This window comes from Mesorhizobium sp. WSM4817, assembly GCF_055811135.1.
Map to the genome: position 1 here is coordinate 246,639 of NZ_JBVVQQ010000003.1, position 15,921 is coordinate 262,559.

Here is a 15,921-nt window from a genome sequence, read left to right on the forward strand (position 1 = left end):
TTCAGCGGGCGAAAGGCATCCTTGCCTTTGCCCAGTTTGACTTTTGTCGACAGCCGTGAATAATGTCAGCAAGGAGATGGCATGGCGATCCGACCGGCAGAACAGCTTATCCATAAGGCCGCCTGGCTCTACTATGCCCACGGCTTGCGCCAGGACCAGGTCGCCAGCCAGCTCAAGATTTCCCGAGCCTCGGTCGCCATGTATCTGCGCAAAGCGCGCGAGACCGGCATCGTCAACATCTCGACCTCGACCCAGCTTTTCACCGACGACGTCATGGCGCGCAAACTCGAAGACGCATTGAAGCTCGATGCCGTCTGGATAGCGCCGGAAAACGGCCATGTCGCCGATCCGTCGACCGACATCGCGGTGCTGGCGGCCAGCGTCTTTCTCGAGCTGATCAAGAAGGGCGATCGCATCGGCGTCGCCTGGGGAAGGACCATCTATACGATCGCCGACATCATGTCCTATGCCGATCTGCAGGATGTCACGGTGGTGCAGCTCTGCGGCAATCTGGGAGCCCCCTATTCCTACCGCCCCGACCAATGCACCATGGAAATCGCCCGCCGGCTCAATGCCAAGGGACTCAATTTCTATGCGCCGCTGGTGCTGACGACAGAGGAACTGGCGCGCGGCCTGCGCGACGAGCCGGTGATCCGCGAGCAGTTGTCGGGCATCAGTGCGTGCAATCTGGCGCTTTACTCAGTCGGCACCGTCGACGCCGACAGCCATGTCGTCAAATGCGGCGCGCTGACTGCCAGCGAAATGGAGGTGCTGCGTCGTGCCGGGGCTGCCGGCGTCATCGCCGGTCAGATCATCGATGCGCAAGGCAAGGCGCTCGACTGCAGCTACAACAGGCGGATCATTTCGGCGGAGCTGTCATCGCTGCGCAAGATTGAAAAGCGCCTCGTGGTGGTGCAGGAGGACAGCAAGTTCGGACCGCTGGTGGCGGCGATCGCGGGTGGGCTATGCACGCATCTGGTGGTCGGCGCCCGGATGGCGCGACGGCTGCTCGACCATGCCGGACCGGCAGTAGAAAAGGTCGCCTAGAGAACACAAGCCGCGGACGCATTGTCATCAAGGCGTCGCGGCATTCCTGTTTCACAACAAAACAACCGGACGAAGCGAACATGAAGAACCTGTGGAATGACGGCGACGCGGAGAAGCTGGTTGCCGACTATGCAACAAAGGGTGTGGCCCGCGACCTGGCGCTGCGCGTCTACACGACCAGGCTTCTGGGCGGCGAACCGCGGCTTGTCCTGCATGGCGGCGGCAACACATCGTGCAAAACAAAGGCCATCGATCTCGTCGGCGACGAATGGGACGTGCTCTGCGTCAAGGGCAGCGGCTGGGACATGGGCATCATCGAGCCGCAGGGCCTGCCGGCGGTCAAGCTCGGCGCGCTGCTCAAGGCGCGGTCGCTCAAAAAACTCTCCGACGAAGACATGGTGGCGCTGCAGCGGGTGAACCTGATCGATCCGTCTTCGCCCAACCCTTCAGTCGAGACACTGCTGCACGCCTTCCTGCCGCATAAATTCGTCGACCATACGCACTCGACCGCCATCCTCGCCATTGTCGACCAGGACGATAGCGAGGCGCTGAGCAAGAAGGTCTTCGGCAACAAGATGGGGTTCGTGCCCTACATCATGCCGGGCTTCGACCTGGCGAAGGCGGCTGCCGATGTCTTTGACGCCGACCCGACGGTCGAAGGCCTGATCCTCGACAAGCATGGCATTTTCACCTTCGGCGACGATGCCAAGCAGGCTTACGACCGGATGATCCATTATGTGAACCTCGCCGAGGATTTCATCGCCAGTCACGGCAAGCCGCGCAGCGAAAAAACCGCCTTGCCGGCCAGGCTGGCGAAGCCTGCGGAGATTGCGCCGATGCTGCGCGGCGCGGTGGCGGTGGCGCGCGGCGAAGGCCGCTTCGACCGTATGATCAGCGATTTCCGCACCTCGGACGCGATCGTCGATTTCATCAATTCGGCTGACATTGCCGACTATGCCGGGCGCGGTGTGTCGACGCCCGACCTGTCGATTCGCATCAAGACCGGACCGATGGCGTTGCCGGCGCCCGACGCGGACAAGATCGGCGACTACAAATCCGTCATTCGCCAGCATGTCGAAAAATTCGCCAGGGACTATCGCGCCTACTTCGAGACCAACGACGCGCTCGACGATGTGAAGCGCACTATGCTCGACCAGATGCCGCGCCTGACGCTGGTGCCGGGGCTCGGCATGTTCGGCCATGGCCGCACGCTGAAGGATGCGAAGATTGCATCCGACGTCGGTGAAATGTGGATCGAGGCGGTGCGCGGCGCCGAAGCAATCGGCGATTTCCATCCACTGTCCAAGGCCGACCTTTTTCCGCTCGAATACTGGTCGCTGGAACAGGCCAAGCTCGCCGCCAACAAGCCGAAGCCGCTGACCGGCCAAATTGTGCTGGTCACCGGCGGTGCCGGCGCGATCGGTGCCGCCACGGCAAAGCTGTTCGCCGACAATGGCGCTCATGCGGTCGTCGTCGATCTCGACGCGGCGAGGGCGACGGAGGCGGCAAAAAAAGCTGGCAACGGTTCGATCGGCGTCGGCGCCGACATCACCGACCCGGCGCAGATGCGCGCTGCCTTCGACAAGGCCATTGCCGTCTACGGTGGCCTCGACATCCTCGTCTCGAATGCCGGTGCGGCTTGGGAAGGCAGGATCGGCGAACTCGACGACGCCACTTTGCGCAAGAGCTTCGAACTCAATTTCTTCGCCCACCAGTCGGCGGCGCAGAACGCAGTGCGCATCATGCTCGAGCAGGGCACCGGCGGCGTGCTTTTGTTCAACACCTCCAAGCAGGCGATCAATCCGGGTCCGAAGTTCGGCGCCTATGGCATGCCAAAGGCGGCGACGCTTTTCCTGTCCAGGCAATATGCTGTCGACTACGGCGCCCACGGCATCCGCTCCAATGCCGTCAACGCCGACCGCATCCGTTCCGGGCTGTTGACCGACGCGATGATCGCCAGCCGTTCGGGCGCCCGCGGGGTCTCGGAAAAGGAATATATGGCGGGCAATCTGCTCGGGCAGGAAGTGACGGCCGAAGACGTCGCCCAGGCCTTCCTGCATCAGGCGCTGGCAGAGCGCACCACCGCCAATGTGACGACGGTGGACGGCGGCAACATCGCGGCGGCGCTGCGGTAATGCATGTCGCTCAAACGCCGCACATTTTCGAACGGTACGAACTGGACCGGACGGCTTGCGAATTCGGCCTTTCGTAGCTACATTGTAGCTCTCTTCAAGGAGCAGTAATATGGCAACGGAAATTGTGGTCCGCGCTCGGATCGATGCGGCGACAAAGGCACAGGCGACGGAAGCCTTGGCGGCAATGGGATTGTCCGTTTCCGACGCCATTCGCCTGCTGCTGGTCCGCGTCGCCGCCGACAAGGAGTTCCCCTTTCCGGTGAAGGTGCCGAACGCAACCACTCGAAAGGCCATGTCCGAATTGGAGCAGGGCAAGGGCAAGCGTTTCGCCTCGGCCGACGAGTTGTTCAAGGACTTGGAAATCTGATGTGCTGGCGCCTGTTCGATCCGGACAATTCCGCCGTGATGTGAAACGTGCCGAGAAGCGTGGCAAAGATCTTGGCAAGCTGCGCGAGCTGTTGGGCCTCCTGCTCGCCGGCGATGAACTCCCAGCGAGTTATAAGGATCATCCACTGAAGGGCGACTGGAAAGGCTATCGTGACGCTCACATCGAACCGGACTGGCTCTTGATCTATCGTGTCGCCGGCGATGAGCTACAGCTTGCTCGCACCGGGTCCCATTCCGATCTGTTCAATGAGTAGCCGAGGCGGGCACGCAACTTAGGATTTTTTGCGCTGCGGGCTGGAAACTTGCCATCCTCACCGCGGGACTATTGGACTGCAGGCTAAGCATGAAAACCCAACCCATGCGCACCCTTACCATATCCCTCACCCCGCAGCAGGCTGCCCGCCTGCAAAGCGCTGTCGAAGGCGGGGGATATGCCTCTAACAGCGAGATTGTCCGCGACGCCCTGCGCCTGTGGGAACAGCGCGAGGAATTGCGCGCATTGGAGTTGGAACATTTGAAACGAGCCTATGCCGACGGCATGACCAGCGGCAAGCCGGTGAACGTCGAACCCGCCGAGTTCATACGCGGTTTGAAGGCAGAATGCCGCGCCCGTGGCTAGATATCGGCTCACGCCGACGAAGCAGGCATTCAGACCTGGAAAAGAGCGGCCCGAAAGCCGCTCGTCCCTTACGCCTGCGGAACGCTATTTCGCGTTGGGGTTCGGCATCCAGGCCGGCATCGCGACATCGGCATGGGCGAACTGCGGCAGCTTGGCCGAGAGGTCTTCCATGTTCTTGATGTCCTTGTCGATCAGGTCCTTCTGGGTGATCAGCGTCGGCGGCACGATGACGTTTTGGCCGGGGTCTTCGCCGGCCAAAAGCTGAGCCAGCGCGCGCACCGAAACCTGGCCGACGACGGCCGGGTTGGTGGCAGCGGTTGCCGCCCAGGCGCTGTCGGGCTCGCGCATCGCGGCGATGTCGGAGGTCGAGATGTCGGCCGAATAGATCTTGATGTCCTGCGACAGGCCGGCCTCGTCGACGGCGATCTTCACGCCCTTGGCGAATTCGTCATAGGGCGCGAACATCACCTTGATGTCGGGATTGGCCGACAGCACCGAACGGGCCTGGTTGGCGACGGAATTGGCGATCGGATTGTCGAGCGTGCCGAACATCGCCGCCTCGTTGATGCCCGGATATTTCTTCTTGAACTCGACCCAGGTCTCGTTGCGGCGGTCGAGCGGCGCAATGCCGGCGACATAGACGTAGCCGGCCTTCCAGCTCTCGCCATTGTCCTTGATTGCCTGCTCGAGCGCGAGGCGTGCAAGGTCGCGGTCGGACTGCTCGATCTGCGGTATCTTGGGGTTTCCGACATTGACGTCGAAGGCGACGACCTTGATGCCGGCGTCGACCGCGCGCTGGGCGGCGTCCTTCATCGATTCCGTCAAGCCATGCTGGATGATGATGCCCTGGACGCCAAGCGCGATGGCCTGGTCGACCATGTCCGCCTGAAGGGCGGCGTCCTGGCGGCTGTCGAGGACGCGCAGATCAACGCCAAGCGCCTTGGCCTGCGCTTCGACGCCGGACAGATAGGCCTGGAAGAAGTCGCCGGTCGAGAGATAGCGGACCAGCGCGATCTTGACCGCGCCGGGCTTGTCGAACGGCGCCGGCCTGTCCTGCGCCATTGCCGGGACCTGCATCAGCAGCGCAGCACCGGCAAGCCCGAGTGCTGCTTTCGCCAAAAGTCTTCTTGTGATCTTCATGGTGTCTCCTCCTCTTGTTGAATTCAAATTTCAGCCGGTCGAAAATCCTATCCGTCGAAATCCTACCTGTTGCCCCTGCCGGAAAGGGCGAAGGTGAAGACCAGGGCAACCACGAGAACCACGCCCTTGATGAAATCCTGCGTGTAATAGGGCGCGTTCATCATCGTCAGGCCCTGCAGCAGCACGCCGACAAACACCGCGCCGACAGCCGTGCCGAAGGCGTTCGGCTTGGCGGCGCCAAGAACCGCGTAGCCGATGAGCGCCGCAGCCACTGCGTCGAGCAGGAGATTATTACCCGAGGCGATATCGCCACGTCCAAGCCGGGCAGCGAGCAAAATGCCGCCGATCGAGGCAAAAACCCCCGAAATAACGTAGGCCCAGATCTTGTATGCCTTGACAGGCGCGCCGGCGAGCTCGGCAGCCCGTTGGTTGCTGCCGACCGCATACATCATGCGGCCGAAACGGGTGTATTCGAGAAAGAACCAGATCAGCACCGCAAGCACGAGCAGGACGACGACCGAAACCGGGATGAGGTTGGGGATGAAGAAATCGAAGCGGTGGCGGCCGAGCGCCAGGAAGGCGCGGCCGAACGTGCCGTTGGCGACCGAGCCGTCGGGCATCGTCATGCCGGTGGCGATCGAGCGGCCCTCGGTCGGGATGCGCTGCAAGCCGACGAGCAGGAACATCATGCCGAGCGTCGCCAGCAGATCCGGCACGCGCATATAGACGATCAGCCAGCCATTGATGAGGCCGACGACGACGCCGATCAGGAGACAGGCGACGACCGCAACGATGGCGTTCTGCTCCAGCACCACCATGACATAGGCGGCTGCCATCATGGCGCTGGTAGCGACCGAGCCGATCGACAGGTCGAAGCCGCCGACGACCAGGGTGGCGGTGACGCCGAGCGCCAGCACGCCGGTGATGGCGACCGACTGGAAGATGAAGACGGCGCTCTGCGGCGAGACGAAGCCATCGGCGGCGATGGCGAAATAGGCGATCAACCCGAACAGCAGAACGATGAAGCCATAGCGGATGGCATGGTCGCGCGCGGCTGCCATCCTTACCCAACCCGAACTCATGCCCTCTCCATTCCACGTCCCATTACTGCCCGCCTCACGCTGCACTGTGCAGCGGCCCGCCCGCCACTTCGGCCAGCAGCCGCTCGAGGTCGATGTCGGCATTGCGATGTTCGCCGACGATTGTCTGCTCCGACATCACCAGGATGCGGTCGGCGGTCTCCAGCGCCTCATCGAGCTCGGTGACGAACAGCAGCGTCGCACGGCCGTTGGCGCTCGCCCGCAGCTTGGCCGCGATATCGCGCCTGGCTGAAATGTCGACGCCCTGAAACGGCTCGTCCAGGATGAACAGTCTTGCCGCCTGCGACATCCAGCGGGCGACCATCACCTTCTGCTGGTTGCCGCCCGAAAGCGCCGACATTTCGTCCTTCTCCGAGCGGCAGACGATGCCCAATTCCTGGATTTGCCGGGTGGGCGATGGCGCGCTCGACGCGGCGCTTGAGGACGCCCAAACGCGACATCCGCCTGTGGAACGGCAGGCTGATATTTTCCTGGATGTTGAAGTCGCCGACGATCCCGTTTTCGCTCCGGTCCTTGGCGACGAGAAAGACGCCGGCGGCGATCGCCTCGCCTGTCGACCCCGGTGCATAGGCTTTGCCGTTCAGCACCATGGTGCCGGACAGCGGCTTGCGGACGCCAAACAGCGTCTCGGCGAGCGCTGTCTTGCCGACGCCGACGAGGCCGGTGATGGCAACGACCTCGCCGTCGCCGAGCGTCAGCGAGATCGGCCTGGAACCTTCGGCAATCCGCAACCCGTCGATCGTCAGGACAGGCCTGGCCGAATTCCTGGCGACGATCCGGTCGAGCTGGATCTTGCGGCCGAGCATGGCGTTGACCGCGCCTTCATAATCGAGCGGCTTGCGGTCGAAGACGCCTGAGACGACGCCGTCGCGCATCGAGACGATCCGGTCGGCAAGCCGCCTGATGTCGGACATGCGGTGCGAGATGTAGAGGATGGCGACGCCGTGCTCGCGCAGCCTGTCGAGCAGCGCGAAAAGCCGATCTGCCTCGGCGCTGGACAAGGACGAGGTCGGCTCGTCGAGGATCAGCACCTTCGGCTGATGCGCCATGGCGCGGGCAATCGCCACCATCTGGCGATCGGCCAGCGACAGATCGCTGATCCGGGCTTTCAGGTCGATCGCCAGCCCCATGCGGTCGGCAACCGCCTTTGCCTCGCGGCGCACCCGGCCCGGATTGAACAGGGTCGGCGCGCCGCTGCCGCTCAGCCTGTCGAGCGTCAAATTGGTGGCGACGTCGAGGTCGGCGACAACACCGTCATTGATGTTCTGATGAACGGTGACGACGCCGGCGCGGATCGCCTCCGCCGGCGTTTTCGGCGCGAAGTTTTGGTCGGCGAGGCTCATCGTGCCGCTGCCGCGCTCATAAACGCCGCTGATGATCTTGACCAGGGTGGATTTGCCGGCGCCGTTGGCGCCCATCAGCACGGTCACTTCACCGGCATGCAAATCGAGCGAGACGCCGCGAAGCACCTCGATAGGGCCGAAGGATTTCCTCAGGCCGTCGACGCGGAACACGGCATCATTGCCCATTCGTTCCTCCCTGGCGACGACGCTATGGGCTGTTCCGGCAATTGTCAACACGATTGACAATTGCCAGAGGGCTTCCTAGCTTGGACCAACCGTGATGGCTCCACTAAGATGAGAGCACGTAAACGGGAGGTGAGGATGACTGGGAAATTGCCGTTCGAAGCACTGTCGGTCGAAACACTGGCGGCACGCCTCGGCGCCCACGCGGCGCTGTGCTCGCATATCGGCAAGGACACGAGCCGCTGGAAGGTTCGCGAGGTCGGCGACGGCAATCTGAACCTGGTGTTCATCGTCAGGGGTGCGCAGGGTGCGGCCGTCGTCAAGCAGGCCCTGCCCTATGTCCGCCTGGTCGGCGACAGCTGGCCGCTGCCGCTAAAACGCTCCTTCTTTGAATATCACGCGCTGACCCGGCAGCAGGCGAGAGCGCCCGGTTCGGTGCCGGCGATCCATCACTTCGACGAAGGCCAGGCGCTGATCATCATGGAGTACCTGTCGCCGCACATCATCCTGCGGCGGGCGCTGATCGAGGGCCGGCAACTGCCCAACATCGCCAGGGACATCGGCCTGTTCATGGCCCGCACCCTGTTTCGCGGCTCCGACCTGCATATGGCGACCAGGGATCGCAAGGCCGATCTGGCGCTGTTCGCCGACAATGTCGAGCTTTGCGACATCACCGAGAACCTGGTGTTCTCGGACCCGTATTTCGATGCCAAGATGAACCGGCATACGAGCCCGCAGCTCGACAGCATCGTTGCAGAATTGCGCGCCGACCGCGACCTCAAGGTCGAGGCGCAGCGGCTGAAGCACATTTTTGCGGCAAATGCAGAGACGCTGCTGCACGGCGACCTGCATTCCGGCTCGATCATGGTCACCGAGACAGAAACGCGGATGATCGATCCCGAATTCGCCTTCTACGGCCCGATCGCCTTCGACGTCGGCATGCTGCTCGCCAATTTCTGGATGGCGTTCTTCTCGCAGCGTGGCCACGAGCAGAACGGGAAGCGCGACACCATGCGCGCCTATCTGCTCGACGTCACGGTCGACACATGGTCGGTGTTCCGCAGCGAGTTCTCGCATCTGTGGCGAACCGAGCGCACCGGCATGCTCTACCAGAAGAGCCTGTTCGAGGATCAGGGCGACAGGCTTGGCGCCGAACAGGCGCTCGACCACATGCTGCACCAGGTGTGGACCGACATGCTGGGCTTTGCCGGCGTCGAGGTGCACAGGCGCATTCTGGGCCTCGCGCACAACGCCGATTTCGAGACCATTGCCGACGCCGATCTGCGCGCCACATGTGAGGCAAAGGCGCTGAAATTCGGCCGTCACATCGCCGTCAACCGGCGCCAGATCCACAGCATCGACGAGGTCAACAAATTGGCCGCACTGATCGAACGGGAGAACAGGATTTGAACGTCGGCGACCGCCACTATCGCACCATCTGGCTGAGCGGCGACGGCCGTTCGGTGGAGATCATCGACCAGCGCTGGCTGCCGCATGATTTCCGCGTCGAAAAAGTCGGCACCGTTGCCGGCATTGCCACGGCGATCCGCGACATGTGGGTGCGCGGCGCGCCGCTGATCGGCGTCACCGCGGCCTATGGCGTCGCCATGCAGATGGCCGACGACCCATCCGATGCGGCACTCGACGGCGTCTGGGAGGTCTTGCACGAAACCCGCCCGACCGCGATCAATCTGCGCTGGGCGCTCGATGAGATGCGCAATTTCTTGCGGCCGCTTCCATCTGGACAGCGCGCCGAGGCGGCTTACCGGCGCGCCGGCGAAATCGCCGACGAGGATGTCGGCCTCAACCGCGCCATCGGCGTTAACGGGCTTGAAATCATCAGGGAAATCGCAGCGCGAAAAAAACCGGGCGAGCCGGTCAACATCCTGACCCACTGCAATGCCGGCTGGCTGGCCACCGTCGACTACGGCACCGCCACGGCGCCGATCTATCTGGCAACGGAAGCCGGCATTCCCGTTCATGTCTATGTCGATGAAACCCGCCCGCGCAACCAGGGCGCCCAGTTGACCGCATGGGAGATGGCCGGCCACGGCGTGCCGCATACGCTGATCGTCGACAATGCCGGCGGCCATCTGATGCAGCGCGGCCAGATCGACATGGTCATCGTCGGCACCGACCGCACCACCGCCGACGGCGATGTCTGCAACAAGATCGGCACCTATCTGAAGGCGCTGGCCGCCGCCGACAACGACGTGCCGTTCTATGTCGCGCTGCCGTCGCCAACCATCGACTGGACGGTGGGTGACGGGCTGGCCGAAATCCCGATCGAACAGCGTTCCAGCGACGAGGTCTCACTGGTCTGGGGCAAGACCGCGAGTGGCGAGATTGCGCAGGTCCGCATCTCGCCGGAGACGACGCCCGCGGCGAACCCGGCCTTCGACGTGACGCCGGCGCGGCTGGTCACCGGATTGATCACCGAACGCGGCGTCGCCAGGGCTTCGCGCGACGGCTTGAAGGCGATGTTTCCCGGACGGGGATGATCCTGCTGTCACGGGTACTGCTGAACCGGTTGGCAGCGGACCCCGTAAACATCAAGACTGCCCGCTCGCCGGCCTCTGAAAGACCCGGCCTCGCAGGCAATGCAAAAGATCTGCGTCTGCATGACTCCTGGCATTGCAATGTCGATCCACCGCATGATCCGACAAGGCCGCCACCAACTGGCGCAGCCAACGGCGGGACTGCGGAATTGGCTGTGTGAACGCGTTCGTCCCAAACCGGATTGCCAATCCATGGTAGTGTGATTATACCAGTTACTAAGGTGACGATCGGCAGGGCCATCGTTGGAGATCAGGAGTACGGCTAGATGACAACGATTGCGCTGTTTGGTGCCGGCGGCAAAATGGGTTACCGCCTGTCGACCAATTTTCGCGGCTCTCCCTACATCCTACGCCATGTCGAGGTCAGCGACGCCGGCCGCGAGCGGCTGAAGACCGGGCTGGGCATCGACGCGGTCAGCGCCGATGAAGCCCTGAACGGTGCCGAGGTGGTGATCCTGGCGGTTCCAGACACCCATATCGGCAAGGTCGCTGCCAGCATCGAGGGCAAGCTTGCGTCCGGCACAATGGTGGTCGTGCTCGACGCCGCAGCGCCTTTCGCCGGCCATCTGCCGAAGCGGCCGGACCTGACCTATTTCGTCACCCATCCCTGCCATCCGCCGATCTTCAATGACGAGACCGACATGGCGGCCAAGAAGGACTATTTCGGCGGCGTCAAGGCCAAGCAGCATATGGTCAGCGCGCTGATGCAGGGACCGGAGGAGGATTTCGCCAAGGGCGAAGCGATCGCCAAGATCATCTGGGCTCCAGTGATGCGGTCGCATCGCGTCACGGTCGACCAGATGGCGCTGCTCGAGCCGGGCCTTTCGGAGACCGTCTGCGCTTCGCTGCTGGTCGTCATGAAGGAAGCGGTCGACGAGGTCGTCGCGCGCGGAGTCGACCAGCAGGCCGCGCTCGACTTCCTGCTTGGCCACATGAATGTGCTCGGCGCCGTCATCTTCGGCGAGACCAAGGGTGTGTTCTCCGACGCCTGCAACAAGGCAATCGAGTTCGGCAAGCCGGTGCTGATGCGCGAAGACTGGAAGCGGGTCTTCGAGCCGGAAGAGATTGCAGCGAGCATCCAGCGCATCACCTGAGGTGACCTTTTCCTTCTCCCCTTGTGGGGTGGATTGGCGCGCAGCGCCAAGACGGTTGAGGGTGCTGGACGGAATGCCGTTTTTGCCAAGCTGGAACACCCCTCATCCGACCTCGCTTCGCGAGGCCACCTTCTCCCACAGGGGGAGAAGGTAAAGCCGCTTCCTATGTCACCGCGGTGACCCTGCCCGCCGCATCGAGGCGACAGCCGACTCGCGCCTGCCGAACCTCGACGCCGCCTTGTCTTGCATAGTGTATGCGCACCTCGATCGGCGCCGTGAGCGCGCCCCGACGTTGCTGCAACGGGCCCGCGCTTACCGCGTGAACAAGCACGGCGCCAAGCGGCGTCGCGGCCGACGCGATCGCCGTGCGGCAGGCGCGCACCACAGCTGGTGGGATACCGGGGTTGGCTTTCAGTGGCGCCATAAACGGATAGCCATAGGTGATCCGCGCCGACGTGTTGCGACCAGTTCCGGAAGGCCTGAGCTTGCGTGGCAGGATGGCGAATTGACTCGCAGCCTTGGCCTTGGTGGTGGCTGGCGTGATGCCGGCATTGCTGCTCGCGGCTTGCCCAGCGCCCAGCGCCGGGTTGCCTGGCTTACCTCCTGGAGCGGTGCCCGATGCGGACGAAGGGTCGCCCACCCCGACACCTGTCGACAGGCCGCCGCTTGCGCCGCCGAGGTTGCCGCTGACGCCAAGTCCGGCACCGAGCGATCCCTTGCCCGCGCCGAGCGATCCGCCAAGGCTTGCTCCCCCTACTCCGTCGACGCTCGAGCCGCCCGCCACCGAGGCGCCTTTCGGGCCGGCGCTAAGGCCAGCACCGACCCCGACACCGCCAAGTTTGCCGCCAAGCCCCGCCTCAAGAGCCGAGGCAGGGCAAATTGCGATCGCGACGGTCAATGCGGCTGCGACGTATTTGTTCATCACCATATTCCTCCTGCGGCATGGATTCGGCCCACGGAAATGCCCTTCACGATCACCCCTCGCTAGGGAGCGCCGAGCTTCGGCGGTCGCGTCGGGAGCAACGCGTCGGGAAGCGCGATGGTCGCCACCAGAACAGGTCGCGATGGTTTTTTGGCCTTCACTTTGTGGTTTTCCCGCAACCCCGATTGACGGGCTGGTCGCGAGCGCACGGACACATCTGCACGCGAAGTTGCGACGGCACGCGCTTTCGGAACGCGGTTGATACGCTCGCTGCGACGCTCTTCCCGGGCCTTTTCAACGTCAACCGCCTTTCGAGCGGCGCTGAGCTCGCGGGCCAGGCCGATGGCCTTGTTGCGCTCCTGCTCCAACGCCACGCTCAGCTCCATCGAGACGCGGCTCGCTTCCTGCCTTGCCGCGTCGCGTTCCCGCCGGGCGCTGTCGCGATCACGAGCAGCTGAATCTGCCCGTTCGCGCTCCACTTCGAGTGCGTCGCCAGCTCGCTTCAAAGCCGCCTCGGCCACCTGTCGTTCCCTGATGGCGTCGGTGCGCGCAGCCGCAGCCAGATCCGCGCTTGTCTCAAGCGCGTCGATGGTCTGGCGCGCCGCGGTGAGTTCGCGTTCGAAGCGCTCAGCCTTGTGCCGCTCCTCATCCAGCGCTCGCTGCGCCTCTGCCACAGAGGCCGCCATGGAGTGACGCGCTTCAAGCATGGCGGCCTTCTCGTGATCGGCGAGAGTGGCTTTGGCCTTCAAGCCTTTCACTTGGCTTTGCGCCACTTCCAGATCGAGCGCGAGCTCTTCGGCCCATCGCCGCTGCTGTTTTAGCGCCTGTGCTTGTTCAGCCATCATGTCGGCTACCGCACGCGCCTGCGCACTGGCATCGCGGGCGCCGCGCTGCATCACGGCCAGTTCGGCTCGCGCCGCCGCCAAATCGCGGCCGTCATGGTCAGCGCGAGCCGGGTCACCGCGAGCCGGCTGCACGCTCTTCCTGAGCGCGTCGACTTCCCTTAGCGCCGCAAAGAGCTTTTGTTCCAGCGTACCGCGGTCAGTCCGCATCGCATCGAGTTCCCGCACCAAGGCGTCAGCCCGTTGACGCGCCGTCGCAAGGTTCTGATTGTGTCGCGCGGCATCGTTGCGAGCAGTCTGGCGAGCCGCAAGTGCTTCCGCGCGCGCTGCCGCAATTTCCATGCGAGCGGCGGCTAGCTCATTCAGCAATGCCCCTTGCAGAGTTTGCTGCTGCTCCGCAGCAGGCTGCCGAGATGTGTGGGAACCGTGCACGCCCGGTTGCGCCTCGGCCTGGCCGTTCTCGACACTGGCGCGTTGCGAAGCCACGGCCGAAGAGCCGTCGCTGGCTGCGTCAGCCGGCGGTTCGAGCGCTTCTTGTTTGACCTCCACCGAAGCTGTGAGGTCCGAAGGCGAACTTTGTATCAGTCTGACGGTTATGTCAGCCCGTTCCTGACGGCCGCTCCTGGCTTGCAAGCGATCGGAAATCAGCTTTGCCAGTTCCTCCTCACGCAGACCTGCGGCGGCAATGCTGCCGATCAAGGGAAGGTCAAGCGTGCCAGTCGCGTCGATGGTGAAACTATGGTTGAGCTGCAACGCTTCCAGAACGCCGTCGCGCAAGGCAGTCCACTGCCAAACGTGCAGTTCGATCGTGTCTCGCGGAGCAAGTCTGTCGTCAGCCTTCGGCCGACCGTGTGCCGCAGATCCCAGCAGCAGGATGATACACAACGAAATGAGGCACAGCATGGCGCTGCAGCTCCTGCCGCGCATGCCACGCAATGAAGCCGAATGCCGTCGGTCAGCAAAGCTTGGCGCGGGGCTGCAGGATGGCGGCCTGAAACTCTGCACAAAAGTCATAGCTGAACCTCACCGGCAACGCGACCCTTGCCGCGAACGGATTTCATTAGAAAAACCGCGCGCAGGCTGGGGCAGGGAGAACTTCCACAACCACGACGCGACACTAGCAAAGCCTGCGCGTACCCGCTGAGCACCGAATAAGGCTTAGGAGTGTCTACTCCTTACTTAAATTATTGCGCCCTCACCCGCGTATCATACTCCTTAAGGTGGTGGTTCTCCGACCTGGCCAGATGCAGGCGCATCGTAGGGAACGAAGTATCGCTCTTGGTTGGATGACTCTCCGGTGGCGCTTGCTGCTCATCAGATACATATCATCTGAATTTGTGGTTGACTCATTATACCAGTTGGCTTAGCTGTTGGATTGGCTTTGGCCAGCCGAGGCCGGGCTGAAAATTCGGCAGGCGGCAGGTGGAGGGGCAGGCTGAAGACGGAACCGAGCCGGATGATCCGCCCGGGTGAGCCGGCAAATGACCCGATCCGCGACACCGGACGCGATCCGCCTGACAAACTGGAATGCATTTCAGCCTGGGCCGCGGAAGCACAGGCTTTTTCAAATGGGAGGAAATCATGAAACTCACTCGCAGAATGACATTTGCGGCTTTTGCCGGCATGCTGGCGCTGGGCACCGCGGCACCCGCCTATGCGGCGGATCTCATTGCCATCATCACGCCCTCGCACGACAACCCATTCTTCAAGGCCGAAGCCGTCGGCGCGGAAGCCAAGGCCAAGGAACTCGGCTATGAAACGCTGGTGCTAGTCCATGACGACGACGCCAACAAGCAGTCCGAGCTGATCGACACGGCGATCGGCCGCGGCGCCAAGGCCATCATCCTCGACAATGCCGGCGCCGACGCCTCGGTCGCCGCCGTGCAGAAGGCCAAGGACGCGGGCGTTCCGTCGTTCCTGATCGATCGCGAGATCAACGCCACCGGCGTCGCCGTCGCGCAAATCGTCTCCAACAACTACCAGGGCGCCCAGCTTGGCGCGCAGGAGTTCGTCAAGCTGATGGGCGAGAAAGGCAATTACGTCGAGCTGGTCGGCAAGGAATCCGACACCAATGCCGGCATCCGCTCCAAGGGCTATCACGACGTCATCGACGACTATCCGGACCTGAAGATGGTGGCGCAGCAATCGGCCAACTGGAGCCAGACCGAGGCCTATGCCAAGATGGAATCGATCCTCCAGGCCAACCCGGACATCAAGGGCGTGATCTCCGGCAACGATACGATGGCGATGGGCGCCCATGCCGCCCTTGCCGCCGCCGGCCGCAAGGACGTCATCGTCGTCGGCTTCGACGGATCGAATGACGTCCGCGACTCGATCGCCTCTGGCGGCATCAAGGCCACAGTCCTGCAACCGGCCTATGCGCAGGCGCAGATGGCGGTCGAGCAGGCCAACGACTTCATCAAGAACAAGAAGTCTCCGGCCGAGGAAAAGCAGCTGATGGACTGCGTCCTGATCAATGGCGACAATGCCGCCAAGCTGGAAACCTTCGCGCTGACCAACTGAGCCGGTGTGACATCAATCGCAAGGGACG

General features: G+C 63.2%; 13 protein-coding genes and 2 pseudogenes. 9 read left to right on the plus strand and 6 right to left on the minus strand.

The window, feature by feature from the left end; all coding sequences use genetic code 11:
• Positions 1-81: 81 nt before the first annotated feature.
• The 5 genes from AC0L2K_RS06060 to AC0L2K_RS06080 all read left to right on the plus strand — a co-directional run bounded on the left by AC0L2K_RS06060 (position 82) and on the right by AC0L2K_RS06080 (position 4,188).
• Positions 82-1,047, plus strand: coding sequence for a sugar-binding transcriptional regulator (locus AC0L2K_RS06060; protein ID WP_128171948.1), 966 nt, complete (start codon positions 82-84; stop codon positions 1,045-1,047).
• Positions 1,048-1,127: 80 nt separating this feature from the next.
• A complete protein-coding gene (locus AC0L2K_RS06065) occupies positions 1,128-3,182 on the plus strand; it encodes a bifunctional aldolase/short-chain dehydrogenase (protein WP_473530860.1) in 2,055 nt (684 codons plus the stop codon).
• A gap of 109 nt (positions 3,183-3,291) precedes the next feature.
• Positions 3,292-3,549: a type II toxin-antitoxin system RelB/DinJ family antitoxin gene (locus AC0L2K_RS06070; protein ID WP_473530861.1), complete on the plus strand. Its 258-nt coding sequence runs from the start codon at positions 3,292-3,294 to the stop codon at positions 3,547-3,549.
• A 1-nt stretch (position 3,550) separates the two neighbouring features.
• Positions 3,551-3,823: a type II toxin-antitoxin system RelE/ParE family toxin gene (locus AC0L2K_RS06075; protein WP_023800221.1), complete on the plus strand. Its 273-nt coding sequence runs from the start codon at positions 3,551-3,553 to the stop codon at positions 3,821-3,823.
• Between the two features lie 104 nt (positions 3,824-3,927).
• Positions 3,928-4,188 carry a type II toxin-antitoxin system ParD family antitoxin gene (locus AC0L2K_RS06080; RefSeq protein ID WP_473524729.1) on the plus strand — a complete coding sequence of 87 codons (261 nt, stop codon included), beginning with the start codon at positions 3,928-3,930 and terminating at the stop codon, positions 4,186-4,188.
• Between the two features lie 84 nt (positions 4,189-4,272).
• On the opposite strand, the gene AC0L2K_RS06085 is transcribed toward AC0L2K_RS06080, so the two are convergent.
• The 3 genes and pseudogenes from AC0L2K_RS06085 to AC0L2K_RS06095 all read right to left on the minus strand — a co-directional run bounded on the left by AC0L2K_RS06085 (position 4,273) and on the right by AC0L2K_RS06095 (position 7,957).
• The gene (locus AC0L2K_RS06085) at positions 4,273-5,328 is read right to left on the minus strand and encodes a substrate-binding domain-containing protein (RefSeq protein WP_128171944.1); all 1,056 of its coding nucleotides are present in this window, start codon (positions 5,326-5,328) and stop codon (positions 4,273-4,275) included.
• Positions 5,329-5,390: 62 nt separating this feature from the next.
• On the minus strand, positions 5,391-6,410 hold the full coding sequence (locus AC0L2K_RS06090) for an ABC transporter permease (RefSeq protein ID WP_287171745.1): 1,020 nt from the start codon (positions 6,408-6,410) through the stop codon (positions 5,391-5,393).
• A gap of 34 nt (positions 6,411-6,444) precedes the next feature.
• Positions 6,445-7,957, minus strand: a pseudogene (locus AC0L2K_RS06095) (sugar ABC transporter ATP-binding protein).
• A 135-nt stretch (positions 7,958-8,092) separates the two neighbouring features.
• On the opposite strand from AC0L2K_RS06095, the gene mtnK reads away from it, so the two are divergent.
• From mtnK to AC0L2K_RS06110, 3 genes are all read left to right on the plus strand, one after another.
• Complete coding sequence (gene mtnK, locus AC0L2K_RS06100; RefSeq protein ID WP_473530862.1) at positions 8,093-9,364, plus strand: S-methyl-5-thioribose kinase; 1,272 nt, start codon at positions 8,093-8,095, stop codon at positions 9,362-9,364.
• On the plus strand, positions 9,361-10,455 hold the full coding sequence (mtnA, locus tag AC0L2K_RS06105) for an S-methyl-5-thioribose-1-phosphate isomerase (protein ID WP_473530863.1): 1,095 nt from the start codon (positions 9,361-9,363) through the stop codon (positions 10,453-10,455). Before mtnK ends, mtnA begins: the two co-directional genes overlap by 4 nt.
• A 323-nt stretch (positions 10,456-10,778) precedes the next feature.
• Positions 10,779-11,606 carry a phosphogluconate dehydrogenase C-terminal domain-containing protein gene (locus tag AC0L2K_RS06110; RefSeq protein ID WP_128171941.1) on the plus strand — a complete coding sequence of 276 codons (828 nt, stop codon included), beginning with the start codon at positions 10,779-10,781 and terminating at the stop codon, positions 11,604-11,606.
• Positions 11,607-11,769: 163 nt separating this feature from the next.
• Here AC0L2K_RS06110 and AC0L2K_RS06115 read toward each other — a convergent pair whose 3' ends face one another.
• The 3 genes and pseudogenes from AC0L2K_RS06115 to AC0L2K_RS06125 all read right to left on the minus strand — a co-directional run.
• Positions 11,770-12,528, minus strand: a complete 759-nt coding sequence (locus AC0L2K_RS06115; RefSeq protein WP_473530864.1) for a hypothetical protein — start codon at positions 12,526-12,528, stop codon at positions 11,770-11,772.
• A gap of 62 nt (positions 12,529-12,590) precedes the next feature.
• Positions 12,591-13,601 carry a hypothetical protein gene (locus AC0L2K_RS06120; RefSeq protein WP_473530982.1) on the minus strand — a complete coding sequence of 337 codons (1,011 nt, stop codon included), beginning with the start codon at positions 13,599-13,601 and terminating at the stop codon, positions 12,591-12,593.
• Between the two features lie 414 nt (positions 13,602-14,015).
• Positions 14,016-14,384 (minus strand): annotated as a pseudogene (locus AC0L2K_RS06125) (polysaccharide biosynthesis/export family protein); the annotation flags it as partial.
• Between the two features lie 567 nt (positions 14,385-14,951).
• Here AC0L2K_RS06125 and AC0L2K_RS06130 point away from each other — a divergent pair.
• Positions 14,952-15,893: a D-ribose ABC transporter substrate-binding protein gene (locus AC0L2K_RS06130; RefSeq protein WP_031255363.1), complete on the plus strand. Its 942-nt coding sequence runs from the start codon at positions 14,952-14,954 to the stop codon at positions 15,891-15,893.
• Positions 15,894-15,921: the final 28 nt, after the last annotated feature.